Raw genomic sequence first — 21,773 nt, forward strand, 5'->3', positions numbered from 1 at the left:
AACGTGGGTCTCGCCGCCGTTTGCTGAAGGACGGCTGAAAAAGGTGGGGCTGTCCCTACCCCGGGTACTCAGGGACACCTCAGGGTTTGCTCGGGGGAGTTCCCCATTGGTTGATCAACGAGATCACAAGAGACTTTTGGCGTGCTCGAAACGGGGGCGGACAGACGGGGACTGGTGGTCGGGGGACTGGTGTTGTCACTGGTTCCGATTTTCTACCTGCATGTGGTGTCGGCAGGGCAGCTGAACCCGATCACGGACGTGATCAGCGACTACGTGTTCGTGCGCAACGGCACCGGGTGGCTGGCCGCGACCTCCCTTAGCCTCGCCGCCGTTTCGATGTTGCTCGCTGTCAACCTGCGCGGTGTAGGCAGGTCAGCGCAGTGGCTGATCGGCGTCTGGTCGGCCGGGCTGACCGTGTCGACGATCTTTCCGACCGATCCGACGGGGGCGCCGACGTCCATGTCGGGCTACATCCACCGGTACGCCGGCGCGGTCATGTTCGTGGCGCTGCCGGCCGCGGGAGTGGTCATCGCGCGCAAATTTCCGGCTCTTCTCGGTATCGCAATAACGGCCAGCGTGTCGAGTGCGGCATTTCTGGTCAGTCACGTTTCGTTCGCCGGTTTCGAGGCGCGGGGCCTGACCGAACGCGTTTTGTTCGCGGCCCTTTACGGACTTCTCTTCGCCATCGCGGCCCTACAGGTGAGGCGCACGACATGACCCTGCTCGCCATCACGCTCGCCGTGTTCGGCGCCGTGTGCTTCGCGCTCGCGGCACGCCTGCAGCACGACGCGATCGCCGAGACCGGTGCACGGGTCAGCGTCCTCAAGCAGCCGCGCTGGCTCGGCGGCCTGGCCCTGCTCGTCGCGGGTGCCGGGGTGCACGCGGCCGCGCTCGGCATGGCGCCGCTCACGGTCGTCCAGCCGGTCGGCGTGCTCGCGATCGGGATGACCGCGTTGCTGGACCGCCGTTTCCGCGAGCTGCCGGCGATCCTGATCACGACAGTGGGCGTGGGTGCGTTCGTCTTCCTCGCGACCGGCAGCGCTACCGCTACTCAGGTCGTGCCTGATGCCGAGCTCACGGCCGGGTTCGTGGTTCTCGGCGCGATCTCGGTGCCTGGGGTGGTCGCCGCACTCACGACGAACGCGCGCGTTCGTGCCGTGGCGTTCGCATCGGCCGGTGGTGTCGCTTACGGGTACGTGTCCGTGCTCATGCGCGCCGTCTCGCAGTCGGTGCAGCAAGGCGGGTTCGGGCTCTCGCACATCGCGTCCGTGCTCGGTATCGCTCTCTCGCTCGCCGTCGGCGGCTGGCTGGTCCAGCACGCCTACGCCGGCGGGCCCCCTCATCTCGCCGTCGCCTGCCTGACCGTGGTGGATCCGCTGGTCGCGGTCGGCATCGGCGCCTTCCTCCTCGGCGAAGCCGCGCACCTGTCCCCGTGGACCGGTGCCGCGCTGATCGCCTGCGCGTTCGCCGCCGCCAGCGGCGTGTTCGCCCTCGCTCGTCAACCTCGTGTCTCTACTCGATCGGAGCTTCCCGTGAACACCTCGAGCGCGCTGCGCGTCGTGATCGCCGCCGACACGTTCCCGCCGGACGTCAACGGAGCGGCGCGGTTCGCCCAGCGCCTCGCGTCGGGCCTCGCCTCCCGCGGACACGACGTCCACGTGATCGCGCCCGACTCGCCGAAGGCCACCGAGATCGACGGCGTGACGGTGCACCGGCTGCGCTCGCACCGGCTGCCGTTCTACCCGGACTTCCGCTTCTGCCTGCCGTGGCAGGCGTCGAAGGAGGCCGACGAGCTGATCAAGTCGCTCAACCCGGACGTCGTGCACGTCCAAGCACACTTCGTGGTGGGCCGGTTCGTCCTGAACTCCGCCGTCGCTCAGGGCATCCCCACGCTCGCCACGAACCACTTCATGCCGGAGAACCTGTTCAGCCACGCACACGTGCCGGCGTTCCTGCAGGGCATGGCCCGCAAGTTCGCCTACCGCGACCTGGCGCGGGTGTTCGGACGGGCCGACATGGTGACCGCGCCGACGCCGCGCGCCGTGCAGCTGTTGCACGAGAGCGGTTTCCCCGAACGCGCGGTGCCGGTGTCGTGCGGCATCGACATCGCCCGCTACCAGCGTTCCGTGACGCACAACGACCGTCCCACGGCGTTGTTCGTCGGGCGGCTGGACGAGGAGAAGCGCGTCGACGAGTTCCTGCGGGCTCTGGCTCGCGTGCCCGGCGCGTTCGGCGAGATCGTCGGTGACGGCACCTGCAAGGCCGAGTGGGAGCTGCTGGCCCGCGACCTGGAGATCACGGACCGCGTGCGGTTCCACGGCTTCGTGTCCGAGGACGAGCTGCTCGACGCGTACGCCCGCGCCGACCTGTTCGTGATGCCCGGTGTCGCCGAGCTGCAGAGCCTCGCCACGATGGAGGCGATGGCCGCGGGCAAGCCGGTGATCGCCGCCAACGCCATGGCGCTGCCGCACCTCGTGCACCACGGCCGCAACGGCTGGCTGTTCGAGCCCGGTGACGTGAACCAGCTGGCCCAGCGCCTGCACACGCTGGTCCACGACGAGCCGATGCGGGCGCGGATGGGCGCCGCCAGCAGCGAGATCATCTCGCACCACGCTCTGGCGGCGACCCTGGAGCGCTTCGAGGCCCTCTACGCGCGAGCGATGGGCCACACGGCGCCCGTCATCGCACTGGCGGCCTGAGCTTCTGCTCGATGCGTTGCGCGACAGCCAGTCCGTGCTGGGAGAGGGTGAGCTTCGAGGGGTGCTCGCCCTCTCCCCTGATGAGGAACCGGTAGAGCGAGGCGTGGCCCTCCAGCCGTTCGCGCAACATCTCCGCGATGTCGCTGCCGTCCGGGTAGATCGCCGGAATCGCCTCGCTGACGAGCAGCCTCCGGATCCTCCTGCGTTCCACTCTCGGCACGTACCAGGACGTGATCAGCAGCAGGGTCAGGCCGAACGCCAGCGCCGTGCCGATCACCGCCTGCCAGCCCCACCCTCGTGGCCCGATGACCAGCAGGACGTCGGCGATCGCGAGGTAGCCGAGGCCGTAGACCGCGGCCCAGCCCGCCGTCGCCGCGGCCGGTGGCTCGGCTCGTTCGGTGCCCCAGACGCCTTCGACCCGGCGCCAGCGTTGCAGCGACTTGCCGCCGCTGAGCGCCATGTAGGTGCCGAACACTCCACAGAGGACCGAAGTCGGGATCACCAGCCAGGACTTGGTGTGCAGCTCGAAATGCCAGATCGCCCAGACCAGCGCCATCGCCGTCAGCGCCACCGCCGCCTGCTTCCAGCGGCGCTTGATGATCTGCAACGGCCTGAAGTCGGCCAGTACCGCGAGCGGGGTGCGGATCGGTGCCGGGAGCGAGCCGAGGACCAGCAACGCCGTCACGACCAGCGCCACTCCGGCCACCGTGACCGTGCCCGTGGTGATCTGCGAGCGGTCGCCGGGGAGTCTTTCGACGGCGATGGCGGTCAACGGGATCACGGGTGAGAGCAGCACCAGGCCGTGCAGCATCGTGCCGCTTCTCAGTGCCGCGTAACCGAAAGCGGCGAGCAGGCAGGCCGCGCCGATCGCCGCGCCCGGACCCGCCGCCCACGTGGGCAGCATGCCGAACAGCGCCATCACGACGAGCGCGCCGCCGACCGCGAGGCCGAGCAGACCCAGGAACTGGGCCAGGTTTCCGCCTCTGGTCAGGCCGGTGATCGTCCAGTAGGGGAGCAGTGCCGCGCCTCTGACCGTGCGGGTGATCGGCCGGACCGCGCCGAAGCCCGCCCGTTCGGAGTCCGCGACCGTGACCGCGACGGCCGCTGCCGTGGCGGCCGTTCTGATCATCTGGTCGGACGCGGCTTCCTGCGTCAGCGGCTCGCGGCCGATTCCGGCCCGGTCGAAGGCGTTGAGCGCGGCCATGCCCATCGTGACCGTGTGCTCCTGCGGGAACTCCAGGCGCCGCAGCAGGTCCGCGTGTTCCTCCAGGAAGAGCTCACCCCGTGAGCGCTTGTCCGCGCCGTCGCCCCGGTCGGCGATGATCGCGGCCCGAAGCCTCGGCAGCTCCTCGCAGATGATTCGCCAGTGCAGGCCCCACGCGGCCAGTTCGGCGAGCTTCATCGACGACGGCGACAGCTCGTGCTCCGCCTCGTAGATGCCCTGCAGCTCCTTCTTGGCCTCCACCGCGCAGTTCGCGACCTGGATGGGCAGCTCAAGGCCGAACATGTGCTCGATGACGCTGTCGACGACCGCTTCGGCGCGCTGTTGTGGCGTGCGCTGGTCGTCGTCGGGGCGGCCGAGGAGGTCCATCCTGCGCAGGCGGCGCGGGTCGAACAGCACGCGGCAGAGCATCGTGGCGCCGTCCAGCCGGCCCCAGATCCAGTCGTTGACCCGCCAGGACCGCTTGAGGAACCCGGAGAACCTCGACAGCGACGCGCCGCCCGCCTTGTCGTCGGCCGTGATCGACTGCTGGGCGAACGCGTTGCGGGTCTGCAACGAGACCTGGACGAGCTCGACGGGCGTGTCCAGCCCGGTCGAGGAGTCGTCGGACAGGCAGGTGCCCGCGATCTCGAGCGCGAGCAGCCTGCTGAGCGACCGTTCGCCGTCGGTCAGCCCGGCCTCCTGCGCGGTGGCCCCCTGGTCGAGCAGCGCGTGCCAGCACAGGAGTCCGCCGAGCTTGAGCCGGTGTTCGTCGAGGCCGCTGACGACCTCCTGGGCCTCGCCGACGATCCGGCCGATCTCGGTGACCTGCGCCCTGACCTCGAGGCCGAGGTGCCCGTCGATCATGTTCTCGTGGTAGCTGGCCAGCCTGCCGGTCCAGTACTCCTCGCCGAGTGAGTCGGACGGCTTCCACGCGAAGAGCTCTTCCCTGAGCCTGCGCAGCTCGGCCCTGACCTGGTGGAGCTCGTGGCGGGCATTGGTGGTCTGCTCGGCCTTGTCCTCGGGGACGACCCAGACGAGGCGCTTGAGCAGGTCGAGTGCCGACGCGCCGAGGCGTTCGGCCATCGTGATGCCCCACTCCCAGCCGACGTCCTGGCGGCACACCGTGCTGGGGAGTTTCACGCCCGGCACGTACGGGAGCACCCCGTGCCGCTTCTTCCAGTCGCGCTGCGCCGACTCCGCCGCCCTGCGCGCCCGTTCGAACGACCAGTTGGCCGGGTTTCCCTTGGGCAGCGCGAACTGCTGGGCGGTGATCTGGCGCGCGGCCAGCCGGATCTCCACGTCCTCGTAGTGCCCGAAGAGCTTGTCCGCCAACGAGTAGACCTCGTCCACCACGTTCTCGTCGTTGGCGTGCAGGCGTTCCAGGAGAGCCATCCGCCCGCCCCTGGAGCTGGCCGCCCTGCGGTTGTGCTCCTCGATCTTCTCGACGTAGGTGCGGTTCGCCTGGCTGGACATGGCACTCAGGAGCCTGGCGCCGGAGCTGACCGTGGTCGGCCCCTTGTCGAGGCTGTCGGCCACCGGTTCGGAGCCCAGCGGTTCGGCGTGCGGGAAGACCAGCAGCATCACCCGCCGAACCGGCCCGTCCGCCGGCATGCGGTCGATCGCCTCGAGCGCCTCCCTGGTCGGCGTGTTGACCAGAACGCCGCCGTCCACCGCGAACCTGCTCCGGTCGCCGCCGTTGGCCCAGCTGGCCACGTCGGCCATGTCGGGACGGTCCGGCGACTGCTGGCCGCCCACCGGGATGAAGCTGGGCTCGAAGGCGAACGGGAAGCTGGCGCTGCTCCGCGCGGCCAGGGCCAGCTGCAGGACGCGCTCGTTGAGGGCGTCCGCGCTGAAGTCGTCCCGGGTCTTCTCGCTCACCCAGTTGTAGGGGTCGCGGCGGAAGCTGAAGCTGCCCTGGTGAACGGACTGGGTCAGCGGCTGGCCCAGGTCGTCGTAGGTGATGGCGGGAACGCCGCCCAGCAGCGTGGTGGTGATCCTGAGGTCGATCGGGCGGTGGTCGGGCTCGGTCGGGTCGAAGTCCGTGGTGAGCCGCGCGAGGGCTTCCTGCAGTCGTGGCAGGAAGAACTCGTCGCCCTTGAGGAGGCTGGCCGGCTCACCCCGGAACGGAGTCCTGAGGAGCTGTTCCATGCGCCCCTGCTCGGCCCAGAGATCCCGCAGCCTGCTCAGGTCCGCCTTCTTGTTGACCTGGGACAGGGCCAGTGCCGCGCCGTTGATGCCACCCGCCGAGGTTCCGGCGATGACGTCCGCTCTGGCCGTGCAGCCGACCAGGTCCAGCAGCGGCTGGTACGTCTCGTTCGGCCTGGTCAAGCGGTCCAGCTCCAGCACGACGCCGCCCATCCAGACGGCCAGGCTCACGCCGCCGTTGAGCACTACGGCGAACCGGACCTCTTCTCGCGACATGGGTTGCTGTTGCTCGGGCATGCCGCATCACCCCCTCCGGCTTCGATCTTCCCCTGCGTACTAGGTCGTCCGCCGAACGGGTGTGGTTACTGATCCGATTGGGGACCGGGGTCTGCCGGCACGCAAGCCGACCTGATTACGGCTGACCGTCGACGAGCCGCGCGTAGAAGGCGTTCCACCGATCCGCGGTGGGCCTCAACCGCTCCAGCATCTCGGCAACCGCGGGCGACACCTCCGGCACCGACTTCCGGATGTAGTTGACCAGGTGCACCGCGACCAGCTCGGCGTCATGACCACCGTGCCGGGCAACGAAGTCGCGCTCAGCGGGATCCAGCGCGAACCGGGGAGAGGTGGCCAGCCCGAAGTCCACCAGATGAACGAGAGACCCGTCGGACCGGATGTTGCCGAAATGCACGTCGAGGTGCAGCAGGTCCACAGACCGCAACGTGGCCACGATGCCGGCGAGTTGCCGCTCGACCTCGGGCAGCAGATCCGCGGTGAGCCACGAGCGCAGGGCCAGCGGGATGTGCTCGAAGAACAGGACGAGGCTGTGCGACGCGGCGGCCAGCTCGGTGAACCGGGCCCGGATCTGCGGTGATCCGCCCAGCCGGAGGGAAGCGGCGTCGACGTCCAGGAACTCGGCGGTGATCGGCGCCCGGCCCGGCAGCACGCGGAAGTGGTGCAGCTGCGGGAAACCGGGAAGTCCGGCCACGAGTTGGTTCGCCGCCAGCTCGCGCCAGGCGTTGAAGCCCGGCGAGCCGATCCCGTACTGGCACACCACCGGCAGGTCGAACAGGTTCGCGGTGGAGAACGGGTGCGCGAGCTCGCGGTCGGTCAGCGGCACCCGCTTGGCGAACACCGGAACGCCGTCGACGGACAGCAGCACCGGGCCGCCGCCCGCGCTCGGCTCGAGTGCCTTTCCCCGCGCGAGCAACGAGATGAGCGCGGCGTCGGACTGCGCAGCGAGCCAGTCCTTCACGCGGCCCTGTCCCTCACGCGGCGGAGTCGGACTTCAGGAACGGGCCCACTCGCTTGCGAGCGATCAGGACGCAGATGGCGAACGTGATCACGGCGCCGGCCACCGCCTGCGGGACCGTGTAGGCGCGCCCGTCGAACGCGGAACCGGTCGGCGGCAGGATCACGGCGATGACCGCCGACGTCACCATGGCGAAGAGGCGGAACTTGGGCCCCACGACGGCGGTGGCCAGCGGCAGGGCAGCCCACAGCACGTACCAGGGTTGCAGGACCGGGCCGAGCACCAGGATCGCGCCGAGAGCCGCGCCCAGGCCGTTCATCGCCTTGATGCGGCCCTTGAAGCTGCGCCAGAGCAGGCCGATGGTGATCACCACGGAGATGCCCTGACCGAGCACGCGGGCCAGCGCGATCATCGACTCGGTGTGGTTGCCCAGGCCCAGCAGGATTCCGGTGCCCGCGCCCAGGAAGCCCAACGCGGTCGGCGGCGACATCCACGACTTCACGGTCGACGCGACGTTCAGGGTGGAGATCCAGCCGAAGCCGAAGCCGGTGCCGAGGCAGATCGCCACCACGCCGACACCCGCGACCAGCGCCAGCACTCCGGCGACCAGCGCGAGGTGCTTGAACTGGCCGCCGAGTTTTCGGGCCACCATGACGCCCAGGAAGCCGAGTGCGGCCATGGCGGGGATCTTCACCATGGCGCCGCAGACGATGATCGCGGCGCCTCCGGTGATCCACGTCCACTTCAACGGTTCCAGGCCGCGCAACGCGACTTCCAGGCCCACCAGCATCAGACCCAGGGCGAGGCCGTCGTTGTGCACGCCGATGACGATGTGGAACAGCACCAACGGGTTCAGTGCGCCCAGCCACAGAGCGCCGACCGGGGGCACGCCGAAGCGGGCGGCCAACCGCGGCAGGGCCCACACGATCATCGCCAGGCCGCACAGCACCAGCAGCCGGTGCACGAAGACGCCGGACACCACGTGGTCGCCGGTGATCATCGCGGTGATCCGGCCGAACGCGAGGAACAGCGGGCCGTAGGGCGCCGGGGTCTCGCGCCAGATGTTCGGCACACCGCGCGTCAGGATGTGGTCGACGCCCAGCGCGTTGGCCGGGCCCAGGACGTACGGGTCGAGGCCGCGCGCGGCGATCTCGCTCTGGGCCAGGTAGGAGTAGACGTCGCGGGAGAACATCGGCACGCAGAAGACCAGCGGCACGGTCCACATCAGCAGCGTGCGGTCCATCTGGCTGCGCGAGACCAGCCGCGAACGACCGGGGCGCACGAACCGGCCCAGCGCCAGCCAGGCCGAGACGATCATGAAGATACCGGTCCAGACGACCCCCATCGCGACTGAGGGCATCCGCGAGAAAAGTCCGAGAACAGGCACGCCGTACAGCGGCGAGTAGATGGGCGCGGCGCCGCCACCGAGCGATCCGACGGTCAGAAGAAGCGCGCCGATGGTGCCCCAGCGACGGACGATGTCCAGCTGGCGACGCTCTCGACCGTTCAAGAGGTCGCTCTCCGGAGTCACGGCTCCGCCGGATGTGGGCATGGAGGCAGCGTATCCAGCCACGTTCAGCCGTGAGTCAGGTCACCCTGTGACCGCGATCTTTGCGACCTCCGGCGAAATACGCAACACTGGTGTTGTGAAAAACGCCGAGACCCACCTTGACGCCGTGCCACAGCACGACGGCAAGACTCGGCGTGCTGTCGCCAGGCTTCTGCTGGAGCAGGGCCCGGTCACCGCGGCGGCTGTCGCCGAGGAACTGGGCATCAGCCCCACGGCCGTGCGCCGTCACATCGACGCACTGCTCGCGGACGGCGAGGTACTCACGAGGGACGCACCCCGCCAGACCCAGCGCGGTCGTGGCCGTCCCGCGAAGCTCTTCCTGCTGACTGACGCCGGACGCGCCCGGTTCGGCCACGCTTACGACGACCTCGCGGTCGCCGCGATCAGGTTCCTCGCCCAGACAGGCGGAGAGGAAGCGGTCAAGGCGTTCGCGCAGAGTCGTGTCGACGCGCTCGTGGAGGGCCACCGTGCGGCGATCGTGGCGCAGGCCACACCCGCTGACCGGGCCAAGGCCCTTGCGACCGCGCTGACCAGGGAGGGCTACGCTGCGTCGGCACGTCACGTCGGCGTGGGCGAGCAGTTGTGTCAGCACCACTGCCCGGTAGCCCACGTGGCGGCTGAGTTCCCCCAGCTGTGCGAGACCGAGACGGAAGCTTTCGCGAACCTTCTCGGTTCTCACGTGCAGCGCCTCGCGACGATCGCAAGCGGCCACGCCGTCTGCACGACGCACATCCCGAACGTTCAACCCGGCTCTGCCGGAAAGCTCATCCCAGATGATGGAGGGGAGCCCGCATGACTGCCGCTGCCGAGCAGCGCACGCCCACCACGGTGCAGTCTCCGCTCACGCAGGAAGAGACCATCGCGTCTCTCGGCAACTACGAGTTCGGCTGGGCCGACTCGGACACTGCCGGCGCGAGCGCTCGCCGAGGCCTCAGCGAGGATGTCGTCCGCGACATCTCGGCGAAGAAGAGCGAGCCCGAGTGGATGCTCGAGTACCGGTTGAAGGCGCTGCGGCTCTTCGACCTCAAGCCGATGCCGAGCTGGGGCGCCGACCTCTCTGGGATCGACTTCGACTCGATCAAGTACTTCGTGCGTTCCACCGAGAAGCAGGCCACCAGCTGGGAGGACCTGCCCGAGGACATCAAGAACACCTACGACCGGCTGGGCATCCCCGAGGCTGAGAAGCAGCGCCTCGTCGCCGGTGTCGCCGCCCAGTACGAGTCCGAGGTCGTCTACCACCAGATCCGCGAGGACCTGGAGCAGCAGGGTGTCCTCTTCCTCGACACCGACACGGCTCTGAAGGAGCAGCCGGAGCTCTTCCGGGAGTACTTCGGCTCCGTCATCCCGGCCGGTGACAACAAGTTCTCGGCGCTGAACGCCGCGACGTGGTCCGGTGGCTCGTTCATCTACGTGCCGAAGGGTGTCCACGTGGACATCCCGCTGCAGGCCTACTTCCGGATCAACACCGAGAACATGGGCCAGTTCGAGCGCACGCTGATCATCGTCGACGAGGGTGCCTACGTGCACTACGTCGAGGGCTGCACCGCGCCGATCTACTCGTCCGACTCGCTGCACTCCGCGGTCGTCGAGATCATCGTGAAGAAGGGCGGCCGCTGCCGCTACACGACGATCCAGAACTGGTCGAACAACGTCTACAACCTGGTCACCAAGCGCGCCAAGGCCGAAGAGGGCGCGACCATGGAGTGGATCGACGGCAACATCGGTTCCAAGGTCACCATGAAGTACCCGGCCGTCTTCCTGATGGGCGAGCACGCCAAGGGCGAGGTCCTCTCGATCGCGTTCGCGGGCGAGGGCCAGCACCAGGACGCCGGCGCGAAGATGGTCCACCTGGCTCCGCACACCTCTTCGACGATCATCTCGAAGTCGGTGGCGCGTGGCGGTGGCCGCACGTCCTACCGCGGCCTGGTCCAGGTCAACAAGCGGGCGCACCACTCGAAGTCCACGGTGAAGTGCGACGCGCTGCTGGTCGACACCATCAGCCGCTCGGACACCTACCCGTACGTCGACGTCCGCGAGGACGACGTGCAGATGGGTCACGAGGCCACGGTCTCGAAGGTCTCCGAGGACCAGCTGTTCTACCTGATGTCGCGCGGCCTGAACGAGGACGAGGCCATGGCGATGATCGTGCGCGGGTTCGTCGAGCCCATCGCGCGCGAGCTCCCCATGGAGTACGCCCTCGAGCTCAACCGCCTGATCGAACTGCAGATGGAAGGGGCCGTCGGCTGACATGGCCGCCCTGTCTACGAAACCTCACTCCCACGGTGCTGTTGTCCCGGTGACCTCGCGCGCGGAGCACTTCACGTCCTACGACGTGAACGCGTTCGAGGTGCCGGGCGGTCGTGAGGAGATCTGGCGCTTCACGCCTCTCAAGCGTCTTGCCGGTCTGCACTCCGGCGCTGCGGCAACGGGTTCCGCTGCCGTCGAGGTGAACGCCGCCGCCGGTGTCACCGTCGAGACGGCCGGTCGTGACGACGACCGCCTCGGCAAGGCCGGTGTGCCCGGTGACCGCATCGCCGCGCAGGCGTACTCGTCCTTCGAGAACGCCACCGTCGTGACGCTGCCCGGTGACGCGAAGTCCGAGCCGACCACCGTCACGGTGACCGGCGCGGGCGCTGGAACCGTTGCCTACGGTCACCTGCAGGTCAAGGCTTCGCAGTTCGCCGAGGGCACGGTGGTCCTGGACTACCGCGGTTCCGGCGCGTACGCGGACAACGTCGAGTTCCTCGTCGCGGACGGCGCTCACCTCACGGTGATCTCCATCCAGGACTGGGCCGACGACGCCGTGCACGTCTCGCAGCACCACGTGAAGCTCGGCCGTGACGCGTCGATCAAGCACACGGTCGTGACGCTGGGCGGCGACGTCGTCCGCATCACGCCGGTCGTGCAGTACGCGGGCCGCGGCGGCGACGCGGAGCTGCAGGGGCTGTACTTCGCGGACGCGGGGCAGCACCAGGAGCACCGCCCGTTCATCGACCACGCGCAGCCCAACTGCCGCAGCAACGTCACGTACAAGGGCGCGCTGCAGGGCGAGGGCGCGCACACCGTGTGGATCGGCGACGTGCTGATCCGCGCGGCCGCCGAGGGCACCGAGACGTTCGAGCTCAACCGCAACCTGGTGCTCACCGACGGCGCGCGCGCCGACTCGGTGCCGAACCTGGAGATCGAGACCGGCGAGATCGAGGGTGCGGGCCACGCCAGCGCCACCGGCCGGTTCGACGACGAGCAGCTGTTCTACCTGCAGGCGCGCGGTATCCCGGAGGAGCAGGCACGGCGTCTCGTCGTGCGCGGCTTCTTCCAGGAGCTGATCGCGAAGATCGCCGTTCCCGAGGTGCGCGAGCGCCTCGAGGCCGCCATCGAGGCAGAGCTCGAGGCGGTCGGGGCGTGATTCGCGTGTGTGCGCTGTCCTCATTGGACGACCGCAAGCCGTTCGCCGCCAACGTCGATGATGTCGATGTCGTGTTGGTGCGCAACGGCGAGCGGGTGCACGCGCTCGCGGATCTCTGTTCGCACGCCGCGGTGTCGTTGAGCGAGGGCGACGTTTCCCGCAAGGGGATCGAGTGCTGGTTGCACGGGTCGTGCTTCGACCTGGAGACCGGCAAGCCCTCCTCGCCGCCCGCGACCGAACCGGTCGACGTCTACGCCGTCGACATCCGTGACGGCGACGTGTTCGTCGACGTCACCGTCACCACGAACTGACTTCTAGCTACACCACCAGGAGAACGGCAAGTCATGGCCACCCTTGAGATCAAGGACCTGCACGTCTCGGTCGTCAGCGAGGACGCTCCCAAGGAGATCCTCAAGGGCGTCGACCTGACGATCAAGGCCGGCGAGACCCACGCCATCATGGGCCCCAACGGCTCCGGCAAGTCCACGCTGTCGTACGCGATCGCCGGTCACCCGAAGTACACGATCACCTCGGGCACCGTCACGCTCGACGGCGAGGACGTCCTGGAGATGTCCGTCGACGAGCGCGCCCGCGCCGGCCTGTTCCTCGCGATGCAGTACCCGGTCGAGGTTCCCGGCGTCTCGATGTCGAACTTCCTCCGCACCGCCGCCACCGCCGTGCGCGGCGAGGCCCCGAAGCTCCGCAACTGGGTCAAGGAGGTCAAGGGCGCGATGGCCGACCTCGACATCGACCCGGCGTTCGCCGAGCGTTCGGTGAACGAGGGCTTCTCCGGCGGCGAGAAGAAGCGCCACGAGATCCTGCAGCTGGGCCTGCTCCAGCCGAAGGTCGCGATCCTCGACGAGACCGACTCCGGCCTGGACGTCGACGCGCTGCGCGTCGTGTCCGAGGGCGTCAACCGCTACAAGGCCTCCGGTGAGGTCGGCGTCATGCTGATCACGCACTACACCCGGATCCTCAAGTACATCGAGCCGGACTTCGTGCACGTGTTCGCCAACGGCCGCATCGTCGAGTCCGGTGGCCGCGAGCTCGCCGACCAGCTCGAGTCCGAGGGTTACGTGAAGTACACCGGAAAGACGGAAGCCGCAGCCATTTCCTAGCGTTACAGGTGTTGAGAGGAGGCGCTGTGACCACCACCGCAGCACCATTGGATGTAACCGCTCTCCGAGCGGACTTCCCCATCCTGTCTCGCACCGTTCGTGACGGGAAGCGCCTGGTCTACCTGGACTCCGGCGCCACCTCGCAACGCCCGACGCAGGTACTGGACGCGGAACGGGCGTTCCTGGAGCAGCACAACGCCGCTGTGCACCGGGGCGCTCACCAGCTCGCCGAGGAAGCCACCGACGCGTACGAGGGTGCGCGCCAGCGCATCGCGGACTTCGTCGGGGCGACGTTCGACGAGCTGGTGTTCACCAAGAACGCCACCGAGGGCTTCAACCTCGTGGCGTACGCGATGGGCAACGCCGCCACCTCGGGTCCCGAGGGCGCGCGCTTCGTCGTGGGTCCCGGCGACGAGATCGTCGTGACCGAGATGGAGCACCACGCGAACCTCGTGCCGTGGCAGCAGCTCGCTGTTCGCACCGGTGCGACGCTGAAGTGGTTCGAGCTGACCCCGGACGGTCGCCTCGACCTGTCCGATGTAGACAGTGTGATCACCCCGCGCACCAAGGTCGTCGCGTTCACGCACCAGTCGAACGTGACCGGCGTGATCAACCCGGTCGCACTGCTGGTCGAGGCCGCCCAGCGCGTCGGCGCGCTGACCGTGCTGGACGCGTGCCAGTCGGTTCCGCACGGCCCGGTCGACTTCCACGCTCTGGACGTCGACTTCGCGTCGTTCTCCGGCCACAAGATGCTCGGCCCGTCCGGCATCGGTGTCCTCTACGGACGGCGCTCGCTGCTGGAGGCGTTGCCTCCCTTCATCACCGGCGGCTCGATGATCGAGATGGTGAAGATGGAGGGCTCGACGTTCGCGCCGCCGCCGCAGCGGTTCGAGGCCGGTTCGCCGATGACGTCGCAGGCCGTGGGTCTGGGTGCCGCGGTGGACTACCTGTCCATCGTCGGCATGGAACGGATCCACGCGCACGAGCACGCGTTGACCGTTGCCGCGCTGGAAGGTCTGTCGGGCATCAAGGGTGTCCGGCTGCTCGGCCCGCAGGACGCGGTCGATCGGGGCGGCGCCGTGCCGTTCGAGATCGAGGGCGTCCACCCGCACGACGCCGGCCAGGTGCTCGACAGCCTGGGCATCGCCGTCCGCGTGGGTCACCACTGCGCGTGGCCGCTGCACCGCTGCCTGAACGCCCAGTCGTCCGTGCGCGCGTCGTTCTACCTGTACAACACGCTGGACGAGGTCGACGCGCTGGTCGACGGCGTCCGCGAGGCGCAGAAGTTCTTCGGGGTGGCCTGATGCAGCTCCAGCAGATGTACCAGGAGATCATCCTGGACCACTACAAGAACCCGCACGGCCGAGGCCTGCGCGACCCGTACGACGCAGAGTCGTTCCAGGTCAACCCGACCTGCGGCGACGAGGTGACGTTGCGCGTGCACGTCGTCGACGACGTGGTGCGGGACGTCTCGTACGACGGCCAGGGCTGCTCGATCAGCCAGGCGTCCACCTCGGTGTTGACCGACCTCGTCGTGGGTAAGCCGGTGGGTGAGGCGTTCAAGAAGATGGACGCCTTCGTCGAGCTCATGCAGGGCCGCGGCCAGATCGAGCCCGACGAGGACGTCCTTGAGGACGGCATCGCCTTCGCCGGTGTCGCGAAGTACCCGGCGCGCGTGAAGTGCGCGCTGCTGGGCTGGATGGCCTTCAAAGACGCAGTAGCACGAAGCCAGGGAGCAGCATGAGCACCGAAGAAGTAGTCCGGGGAGCCGAAGGCATGCCGGTCTTCGAGCCCAAGGCTGACGTCGCCGCACTGGACGACGTGGAAGAGGCGATGCGCGACGTCGTCGACCCGGAGCTCGGCATCAACGTCGTCGACCTGGGTCTCGTCTACGACATCCACATCGACCAGGACAACGTCGCCACCATCGACATGACGCTGACGTCGGCGGCGTGCCCACTGACCGACGTCATCGAGGACCAGACCCGCGCTGCCCTGACCGGCGGCACGGGAGGCGGCCTCGTGTCGGACTTCCGCATCAACTGGGTGTGGATGCCGCCGTGGGGCCCGGAGAAGATCACCGACGACGGCCGCGAGCAGCTGCGGGCGCTCGGCTTCACCGTCTGAGGTTCTCGTCTTGCCGAACGGCGCGCATCCATCAGGGTGCGCGCCGTTTCTGCGTGTTGCGCGCTTGACCCGGGCCGCGACAGGTCTACGTGGACATCATCGGGATGCTGTTGCTCTTCGCGTTCGTCGGGCTGTTCGGCGCCTTCTGGGTCTTCCTGCTGTCGGTGATCGTGCTGAGCATCTTCTCGTCGCACATCAGGCGAGGCGAGGTCGTGGTGACCTACCGCCTGGGCTCGAGGCGGGTCGACCGCGTCTACGACGTGCCGGGCCGGTACTGGCGACTGCCCCACGGCGACACCCGTGTGCTGAAGCTCCGCGTCGACGAACCGGTCGTCCTCACGCAGAGACCGGTCGAGGTCCGCGCCCTGGAGAACACCTCGGTCGTCGTGACCGTGCGCCTCGTCATGGAGGTCACTGACCCGGTGCGGTACGGCACCGCGCTCGTGGGCAAGGAACTGGAGGACTGGCAGGCCGAGGCGATGCCCGGCCTGATCGCCGCGGTGGTGGCGGGCTACACGTTCGCGCAGGTGCTGAACGAGCGCGGCGAGGTGACCCGGGGCATCGAAGAGGCGGTGAGGCCCGCCGTCCCGAACTTCGGGCTTGCTTTCATGCGCGCCGCGATCGTCGAGGCGAGCGGTCCGCCGTTGCCCCGCAAGTGACCGGCGTCGCAACAATCCACTATCTGGAACACAATTAAATGCGTTGCGGGTCCGAGCGGATGTCGCTTAACTTGTTCCCATCACGACCGACAGAGATCAACCGGAGGAAGACATGCTTGCCAAGGCGGAGCTTGCGGGGTGGCGAATTCTCGCCCTCGTCGCCGGCGTGCTGCTGGCGCTGGCGTGGGGCTCCACGCCATGACCTGATCCCCAGGTCATGACCTCGGAGCCGCCCACGGGAAACCTGGGCGGTTTTCTTTTTGCCCTGCCCGAGAATGCCGACGAGCTTTGGAAGCGGAACGGATTCCAAACCCGTTTCCCGAGGGTTCGACTCCTTCCGTCGGTGCGCAAAAAAGTGAATACGCGGCTGTGGTGAACTCGGCGGACACGTCGGTCTTCCAAACCGAAGCAGAGGGTTCGATGCCCTCCGGCCGCTCGCACGATGCGGATCTAGCCCAACTGGTAGAGGCACATGGTCGAGGGCCATGACAGTCGGGGTTCGACTCCCCGGATCCGCACGCCCTTGTAGCCCAACGGGAGAGGCAACGCGCTCAGAACGCGTCCAGTCCAGGTTCGAATCCTGGTGAGGGCACTCGACAACTGAATACAGAGGGGGACGCGCCGGCGCGCAGGTGATCCTTGCAAGATCGCCCTGGAGGGTTCGACACCCTCGTCTTCCACTTCGTCCCGTAGCTCAGCTGGAGAGAGCGTCCGTCTGATACGCGGTAGGTCCCAGGTTCAAGTCCTGGCGGGACGACCACCGTCCGGTAGCTCAGCGGAAGAGCATCTGTCTTACAAACAGAGGGTCCCAGGTTCGAACCCTGGTCGGACGACCAAGCACCGCCTTCGAGTGAAGGGCGTGCGCGCGGGCGAGCAGGTTCTCCGTTTGGTTCTAACGTCCGTCTACATGCGGACAGCACTTCTGACGACGATCGCCCTGATGCTCTGCGCCGTGCCCGCCCAAGCCGGGCCGGAGGTCGAGCGGTTCATCGAGTTCTCCACCCAACACCGGTGGGGCGAGCAGAACGTCACGTTCAAGGGCGCCGTCTGGCGCATGTCGGACGACACCTACAAGGTGACCGGCGACCTGCGCTCGAACTGCGGCGGGTCGCGGCTCGGCATCAAGCTCGAGTACAGCCTCATGGACGAGCCGTGGAAGTCGTCGCCGTCGCGCCACTGCGATGACACGGGTTCGTTCAGCTCGGGGGCGCTGCCCATCAGGAAGCCGCAGAACATCGAGGTACGGGTCTGCGTCACGACCACCCCGCAGGCGAACTGCGGTGGTCACAAGTACTTCGCTCCGTGGAGCTGAGCGTACAAAGGGAGCGTGGATCACTGCAGCAGAGCGATCTCCGCGGCCGGCGCCCTGTTCTTCGACGACCAGGGCCGCGTCCTGCTCGTCGAGCCCACCTACAAGCCGAACTGGGACATCCCCGGTGGCATGGTCGAACAAGGCGAGACCCGGGCGAAGCCTGCCGTCGCGAGGTCGAGGAAGAGCTGGGCCTGCGAAGAGAACCCGGCAGGCTCCTGGTCGTCGACTGGGCGCCGCACCGGCGTGACGATCGCATCCTGTTCGTCTTCGAAGGCGGCACGATCACCGACCCGGCCGAGATCCGCCTCCAAGCCTCAGAACTCAAGTCCTGCGAGTTCGTCACGCCGGAGGAAGCGCAGAACCGCCTGATCCCCAGGCTCGCGCGCCGCGTCCACCAAGCGCTGCAAGCCCGGGAGTCAGGCGAGACCCGCTACCTGGAACACGGCTGTCAGGCGTAGACCCGTTCCACGAACGACGCCAGCTGGTCCTCCGGCAGATGCCGGGCGAGATCGGCCTCGGACACCATCCCCACCAGCCGGTGGTTCTCGATCACCGGCAGCCGCCGGATCTGGTGCTCTCCCATCGTCTCCAGCACGTGCGACAGGGAGTCCGAGGCCTCGACCCAGTGGACGTGGCAGCCGAACTCGCCGACGCGGGTCTGCTCGAGGTCCTTGCCCGCGGCGACGGCCCTGATCACGATGTCGCGGTCGGTGATGATTCCGTGCAGCCGGTCGTCCTTGCCGCAGATCGGCAGGGATCCGACGTCGAGGTCCCGCATCATGCGAGCGGCTTCGACGAGGCTCGCGTCCTCGTCCACGCACTGCACTCCGGGGTGCATGATTTCGCGCGCTGTGGTCATGCCTCACAGCATCCGCCCGGCTAAACCACTCTGCAGGGTGGTCCTCTGAACGACCTGGACGCTTGCGGGCCCAATGGTCCAAAGTGCTACTCTCTGTGTTCCTACGGTTACGCAGTTGCTATCTCCGGGGGCCGCGATGAACCTGTTAGCGGAACTGACCGACGATCCCTGGAGCGGTGTCACACCGTCGGTGTACGAGACCGGCAGACTCGTCGCGCTGGCACCGTGGCTCGAGGGTCACGCCGCCAGGGTCCGCTACCTGGAGACGACCCAGCACCCCGACGGCACGTGGGGCGGGCCCGGTGAGTACGCGCTGGTCCCGACGCTCAGTGCCGTCGACGCTCTGCAGCACCACCCGGCGGCGCGAAGAGGGCTCGAGGCGCTGCGCAAGCTGCTGAGCCGCAAGCTGACGCTGCCTGACACCGTCGCCGTCGAGCTCATCGTGCCCGCGCTCGCCGAGAGACTCGGCCTGCGCACACCGCTCGACCCGCGTCCGCTGCACGCGCTGAGACACCGGCCGTTGCCCGAAAAGCTCTGGCACACCCTGGAGATCTTCGGTCCACGCCCCGAGGTGACCGCGGTCGACGGCATCGTCGCCGCCAGCCCCGCCGCCACCGCGGTCCAGCTGCAGGGTCCCGAAAGAAGCCAGAGCCTAGACTACCTCGAGACCGTCCAAAGAAGACACAACGGCCCTGTTCCCGCCGGCGTTCCGGTACCGCTGTTCGAACGTTCCTGGATCATCGTCGCCCTGAAGTCCGCGGGCCTCGACGTACCCGACCCGATGACCGAGCAGATCAGAGCGGCGTTCACGCACGAAGGCGCGGCAGGCGGACCAGGACTCCCCGCCGACGCCGACGACACCGCCACCGCACTCCACGCGCTCGCGTTGTGCGACAGCCCTCGCCCCACCGAGGCCCTCCAGCGCTATCGGGAAGCCCGCCACTTCGCCTGCTTCCCGAACGAGCGCACCCCCTCCACCAGCACGAACGCCCACGCGCTGCAGGCACTCGGACAGGATCGCCAACTGGAGGAGTGGCTGCGCGACATGCAGCAGCCGGAAGGTTTCTGGCGCGACAAGTGGCACGCCTCGCCCTACTACGCGACCGCGTGTGTGACGAACGCCCTGCAAGGCAACGAAAAAGCGGTCGACTGGGTACTGGCGACGCAGAGAAGCGACGGCTCGTGGGGCAGATGGGAAGGCACCTACGAGGAAACCGCTTATGCCATCAGGATTCTGTCGCACTCACTACGAGACAACACCAAGGCGATGACTCGCGGCGCGAAGTTCATGCACGACTGGGGAGACCGGTCGCACCCGCCGCTGTGGCACGACAAAGACCTTTACACCCCAACGAGAATCGTCCGGGCTGAAGGCATGGCGGCGCTCCACCTCGCGTGCGCGGTGTGCCGATGAACCGCACCGAGCTGAGGTTCGCGCTGCACCTGATCGGGTTCCTGGACTCGGTGGAGGGTTTCGAGGACGGCATGGTCAAGCTCCGCGACCGGCGCTGGCTCGTCTGGCACCCGGACGTCATGGCGGCGCTGTTCCGCCACGACCGCGACCTGCGCCACCCGCCGAGCCGCACGCTCAGCCCGTTGCTGGGCAACCGGTCCGTGCTCTGGCTCGACGGCGAGGAGCACGCGAAGTACCGCCGCACCCTCGCGCCCATGTTGCGCGGCACCAGGTATCAGGCCCTCATCGACGAGATGGTCGAACGCTCGATCGCCGAACTGCCGAGCGGGCCCGTAGGTCTCGCCGAATGGACCCGCAGGCTCACCCTGAGGATCACCGGCCGCATCCTCTTCGGCGTGGACGACGAGGAGCTGCTCGCCGCGTTCACCCGCTGGCTCGACCGCCGCCTCGGCAGCCGCGTCCGCACCCTCGCCCACCGCTACCTCACCCCGGGCACCACGAGGTTCGACCCCGAACTCGACCGGATGCTCCTGCACCGCGCCGAAACCGCCGAACCACCGGCGCTGGCGGCATTTCTGCCACCGGAAGACCTGCGCGACCAGGTCGTCTCACTCCTGTTCGCGGGCCACGAGACCACCGCGAGCGCCACCGCCTGGACGGTCTACTGGATCGACCGCACGCCAGGCCTGGCACAGGACCTGCTCGGCGACGCGGACCTGCTCGAAGCCACGATCAGGGAGTCGCTGAGGCTCTCCCCGCCGGCCACGCTCGCCGGGAACCGGATGAGCGCCGACGGCATGGTGATCACCCCGAGCATCTACCTGGCCCACCGCCGCGCCGCGACCTACGACCACCCGCACACCTTCGACCCGACCAGGAGCCCACCGCCGCCGGGCGCGTTCTTCCCGTTCGGCGGGGGAGTCCGCCACTGCCTGGGCAAGGACCTGGCTCTCACGGAGATCCGCACGATCGTCACGGCGTTGCTGCGGCACCGGCGGATCCACCTCAACACCCAGAGATCCTGCACGCCCCAGCTGCGGGGCGCCGCGATGGCGCCTCCGCCGAGCCTCGCGATGGTGGCCACTTGCCGGCGCTGACCCACCTCCACCGCCTGGAACACCCCTTCGGCGTGCACTACGCGTGCTGCGCCGCCTGGGGTGCCTGCTACGCGACGAGATTCGACCTCGCCGTGGTGATCGCGGTGCTCGCCAACTTCGTCGCGATCATCTCCGGCAACCCGCTCAACGCCTACGCCGACGTCCGCAACGACATCCACACCGCCGAGAAACGCCATCTGGCCCAGGCGGTGCAGGAGATCGGCGCGCAGAAGGTCCTCGCGCTGGCGATCTTCGAGATGATCTTCGCCGAGGCGCTGGCGATCGCCGTGTCGTGGCGGGTGGCGGTCGGCGTCGGGCTGATCCTGCTGCTGTACCTGGCGTACAACCTCGAGCCGATCAGGTTGAAACGGCGTGGATATTCGGGCCCGGTGGTACTCGCGGTCGCCGCCGGGTTGTTGCCGAGCGTGACCGCCTATGCGGCGGCCGGGGGACAGGCGGACCCGGCGGTGTGGCTCGTCTTCTCCGGTGTCGCCGCACTCGCCACCGGCCGGGCGCTGTGGTGGGCCGTGCCGGACCGCGCCGGTGACGCCCGTGTCGGGTCCAACACGCCCGCTGTCGTCTACGGCACAAGACATGCGGTCAATGCGACCACACAGCTCACGGTGGGCGGGTTGCTGCTGGTCGGCGGTGGGCTGTGGTTCCGGTTCGGGCCGATGTGGGCCGGGGTGGGCGTGGCGGCGTGCTCGGCCTTCCTGCTCGCCAGAGATCTGCCGACAGCCAGGCAGCAGCTGCGGTACGGCATGTCGATGGCGGTCGTCTCCACGATCGTGCTGGCGGCTATCCCTCTGCTCGCTTAGAACTCCTAACAGAATGATCTTGGAATACTGTTGATCAACCGCGTGTTGACCTTGGTGTGAGGAAGGGCGAGCAGCTCCCCTGGATCGTGTCCG

The 21,773-nt window shown here is 68.3% G+C and carries 19 protein-coding genes, 5 tRNA genes and 1 pseudogene; 21 read left to right on the forward strand and 4 right to left on the reverse strand.

Going from position 1 to position 21,773, the window contains the following annotated elements:
* Positions 1 to 141 precede the first annotated feature (141 nt).
* Together ABZ345_RS44825 and ABZ345_RS44830 are read left to right on the forward strand one after the other, a co-directional pair.
* Positions 142 to 717: a DUF998 domain-containing protein gene (locus ABZ345_RS44825; protein ID WP_359861438.1), complete on the forward strand. Its 576-nt coding sequence runs from the start codon at positions 142 to 144 to the stop codon at positions 715 to 717.
* The gene (locus ABZ345_RS44830) at positions 714 to 2,699 is read left to right on the forward strand and encodes a glycosyltransferase (RefSeq protein WP_359861439.1); all 1,986 of its coding nucleotides are present in this window, start codon (positions 714 to 716) and stop codon (positions 2,697 to 2,699) included. The genes ABZ345_RS44825 and ABZ345_RS44830 overlap by 4 nt, the downstream gene beginning before the upstream one ends.
* Here ABZ345_RS44830 and ABZ345_RS44835 read toward each other — a convergent pair.
* From ABZ345_RS44835 to mptB, 3 genes are all read right to left on the reverse strand, one after another.
* Positions 2,680 to 6,345, reverse strand: a complete 3,666-nt coding sequence (locus tag ABZ345_RS44835) for a patatin-like protein (RefSeq protein ID WP_359861441.1) — start codon at positions 6,343 to 6,345, stop codon at positions 2,680 to 2,682. The genes ABZ345_RS44830 and ABZ345_RS44835 overlap by 20 nt on opposite strands.
* A gap of 115 nt (positions 6,346 to 6,460) precedes the next feature.
* Positions 6,461 to 7,303, reverse strand: coding sequence for a serine/threonine protein phosphatase (locus tag ABZ345_RS44840; RefSeq protein ID WP_359861443.1), 843 nt, complete (start codon positions 7,301 to 7,303; stop codon positions 6,461 to 6,463).
* 13 nt (positions 7,304 to 7,316) lie between these two features.
* Complete coding sequence (gene mptB, locus ABZ345_RS44845; RefSeq protein ID WP_359861445.1) at positions 7,317 to 8,852, reverse strand: polyprenol phosphomannose-dependent alpha 1,6 mannosyltransferase MptB; 1,536 nt, start codon at positions 8,850 to 8,852, stop codon at positions 7,317 to 7,319.
* A 124-nt stretch (positions 8,853 to 8,976) separates the two neighbouring features.
* Between mptB and ABZ345_RS44850 the strand changes: the two genes are divergently transcribed.
* From ABZ345_RS44850 to ABZ345_RS44925, 16 genes and pseudogenes are all read left to right on the forward strand, one after another.
* A complete protein-coding gene (locus tag ABZ345_RS44850; RefSeq protein WP_359861447.1) occupies positions 8,977 to 9,666 on the forward strand; it encodes a metalloregulator ArsR/SmtB family transcription factor in 690 nt (229 codons plus the stop codon).
* Positions 9,663 to 11,117 carry a Fe-S cluster assembly protein SufB gene (gene sufB, locus ABZ345_RS44855; protein ID WP_359861449.1) on the forward strand — a complete coding sequence of 485 codons (1,455 nt, stop codon included), beginning with the start codon at positions 9,663 to 9,665 and terminating at the stop codon, positions 11,115 to 11,117. The genes ABZ345_RS44850 and sufB overlap by 4 nt, the downstream gene beginning before the upstream one ends.
* Before the next feature lies 1 nt (position 11,118).
* Complete coding sequence (sufD, locus tag ABZ345_RS44860) at positions 11,119 to 12,276, forward strand: Fe-S cluster assembly protein SufD (protein ID WP_359861451.1); 1,158 nt, start codon at positions 11,119 to 11,121, stop codon at positions 12,274 to 12,276.
* Positions 12,273 to 12,587, forward strand: a complete 315-nt coding sequence (locus tag ABZ345_RS44865) for a non-heme iron oxygenase ferredoxin subunit (protein WP_359861453.1) — start codon at positions 12,273 to 12,275, stop codon at positions 12,585 to 12,587. Before sufD ends, ABZ345_RS44865 begins: the two co-directional genes overlap by 4 nt.
* Positions 12,588 to 12,620: 33 nt before the next feature.
* Positions 12,621 to 13,394, forward strand: coding sequence for a Fe-S cluster assembly ATPase SufC (gene sufC / locus ABZ345_RS44870; RefSeq protein WP_359861455.1), 774 nt, complete (start codon positions 12,621 to 12,623; stop codon positions 13,392 to 13,394).
* Positions 13,395 to 13,420: 26 nt separating this feature from the next.
* Complete coding sequence (locus tag ABZ345_RS44875; protein WP_359861457.1) at positions 13,421 to 14,698, forward strand: cysteine desulfurase; 1,278 nt, start codon at positions 13,421 to 13,423, stop codon at positions 14,696 to 14,698.
* Positions 14,698 to 15,138, forward strand: a complete 441-nt coding sequence (gene sufU / locus ABZ345_RS44880) for a Fe-S cluster assembly sulfur transfer protein SufU (RefSeq protein WP_359861459.1) — start codon at positions 14,698 to 14,700, stop codon at positions 15,136 to 15,138. Before ABZ345_RS44875 ends, sufU begins: the two co-directional genes overlap by 1 nt.
* Entirely contained in the window at positions 15,135 to 15,521 is a 387-nt protein-coding gene (locus ABZ345_RS44885) for a metal-sulfur cluster assembly factor (RefSeq protein WP_359861460.1), read from the forward strand. Before sufU ends, ABZ345_RS44885 begins: the two co-directional genes overlap by 4 nt.
* A gap of 89 nt (positions 15,522 to 15,610) precedes the next feature.
* On the forward strand, positions 15,611 to 16,180 hold the full coding sequence (locus tag ABZ345_RS44890) for an SPFH domain-containing protein (protein WP_359861462.1): 570 nt from the start codon (positions 15,611 to 15,613) through the stop codon (positions 16,178 to 16,180).
* Between the two features lie 363 nt (positions 16,181 to 16,543).
* Positions 16,544 to 16,616 (forward strand) — tRNA-Gly (locus tag ABZ345_RS44895).
* Positions 16,617 to 16,624: 8 nt separating this feature from the next.
* Positions 16,625 to 16,698 (forward strand) — tRNA-Leu (locus ABZ345_RS44900).
* Position 16,699: 1 nt separating this feature from the next.
* A tRNA-Leu gene (locus ABZ345_RS44905) sits at positions 16,700 to 16,772 on the forward strand.
* Positions 16,773 to 16,863: 91 nt separating this feature from the next.
* Positions 16,864 to 16,940 (forward strand) — tRNA-Ile (locus ABZ345_RS44910).
* Position 16,941: 1 nt separating this feature from the next.
* Positions 16,942 to 17,016, forward strand: a tRNA-Val gene (locus tag ABZ345_RS44915).
* Positions 17,017 to 17,087: 71 nt separating this feature from the next.
* Positions 17,088 to 17,492, forward strand: a complete 405-nt coding sequence (locus ABZ345_RS44920; protein WP_359861464.1) for a hypothetical protein — start codon at positions 17,088 to 17,090, stop codon at positions 17,490 to 17,492.
* 15 nt (positions 17,493 to 17,507) lie between these two features.
* Positions 17,508 to 17,950: pseudogene (locus tag ABZ345_RS44925) on the forward strand (NUDIX hydrolase).
* Here ABZ345_RS44925 and ABZ345_RS44930 read toward each other — a convergent pair.
* Complete coding sequence (locus tag ABZ345_RS44930) at positions 17,941 to 18,351, reverse strand: CBS domain-containing protein (protein ID WP_359861466.1); 411 nt, start codon at positions 18,349 to 18,351, stop codon at positions 17,941 to 17,943. The pseudogene ABZ345_RS44925 and the gene ABZ345_RS44930 sit on opposite strands and share 10 nt — an antisense overlap.
* 136 nt (positions 18,352 to 18,487) lie before the next feature.
* Between ABZ345_RS44930 and ABZ345_RS44935 the strand changes: the two genes are divergently transcribed.
* The 3 genes from ABZ345_RS44935 to ABZ345_RS44945 are packed head-to-tail and all read left to right on the forward strand — an operon-like array spanning position 18,488 to position 21,680.
* Positions 18,488 to 19,765 carry a prenyltransferase/squalene oxidase repeat-containing protein gene (locus ABZ345_RS44935; protein ID WP_359861468.1) on the forward strand — a complete coding sequence of 426 codons (1,278 nt, stop codon included), beginning with the start codon at positions 18,488 to 18,490 and terminating at the stop codon, positions 19,763 to 19,765.
* Positions 19,762 to 20,862: a cytochrome P450 gene (locus tag ABZ345_RS44940; protein WP_359861470.1), complete on the forward strand. Its 1,101-nt coding sequence runs from the start codon at positions 19,762 to 19,764 to the stop codon at positions 20,860 to 20,862. Before ABZ345_RS44935 ends, ABZ345_RS44940 begins: the two co-directional genes overlap by 4 nt.
* The gene (locus ABZ345_RS44945) at positions 20,850 to 21,680 is read left to right on the forward strand and encodes a UbiA family prenyltransferase (RefSeq protein ID WP_359861472.1); all 831 of its coding nucleotides are present in this window, start codon (positions 20,850 to 20,852) and stop codon (positions 21,678 to 21,680) included. The genes ABZ345_RS44940 and ABZ345_RS44945 overlap by 13 nt, the downstream gene beginning before the upstream one ends.
* The last annotated feature ends 93 nt before the right edge of the window (positions 21,681 to 21,773 follow it).

Origin of the sequence: Lentzea sp. NPDC005914 (genome assembly GCF_040629405.1) — a bacterium.
GTDB lineage: Bacteria > Actinomycetota > Actinomycetes > Mycobacteriales > Pseudonocardiaceae > Lentzea.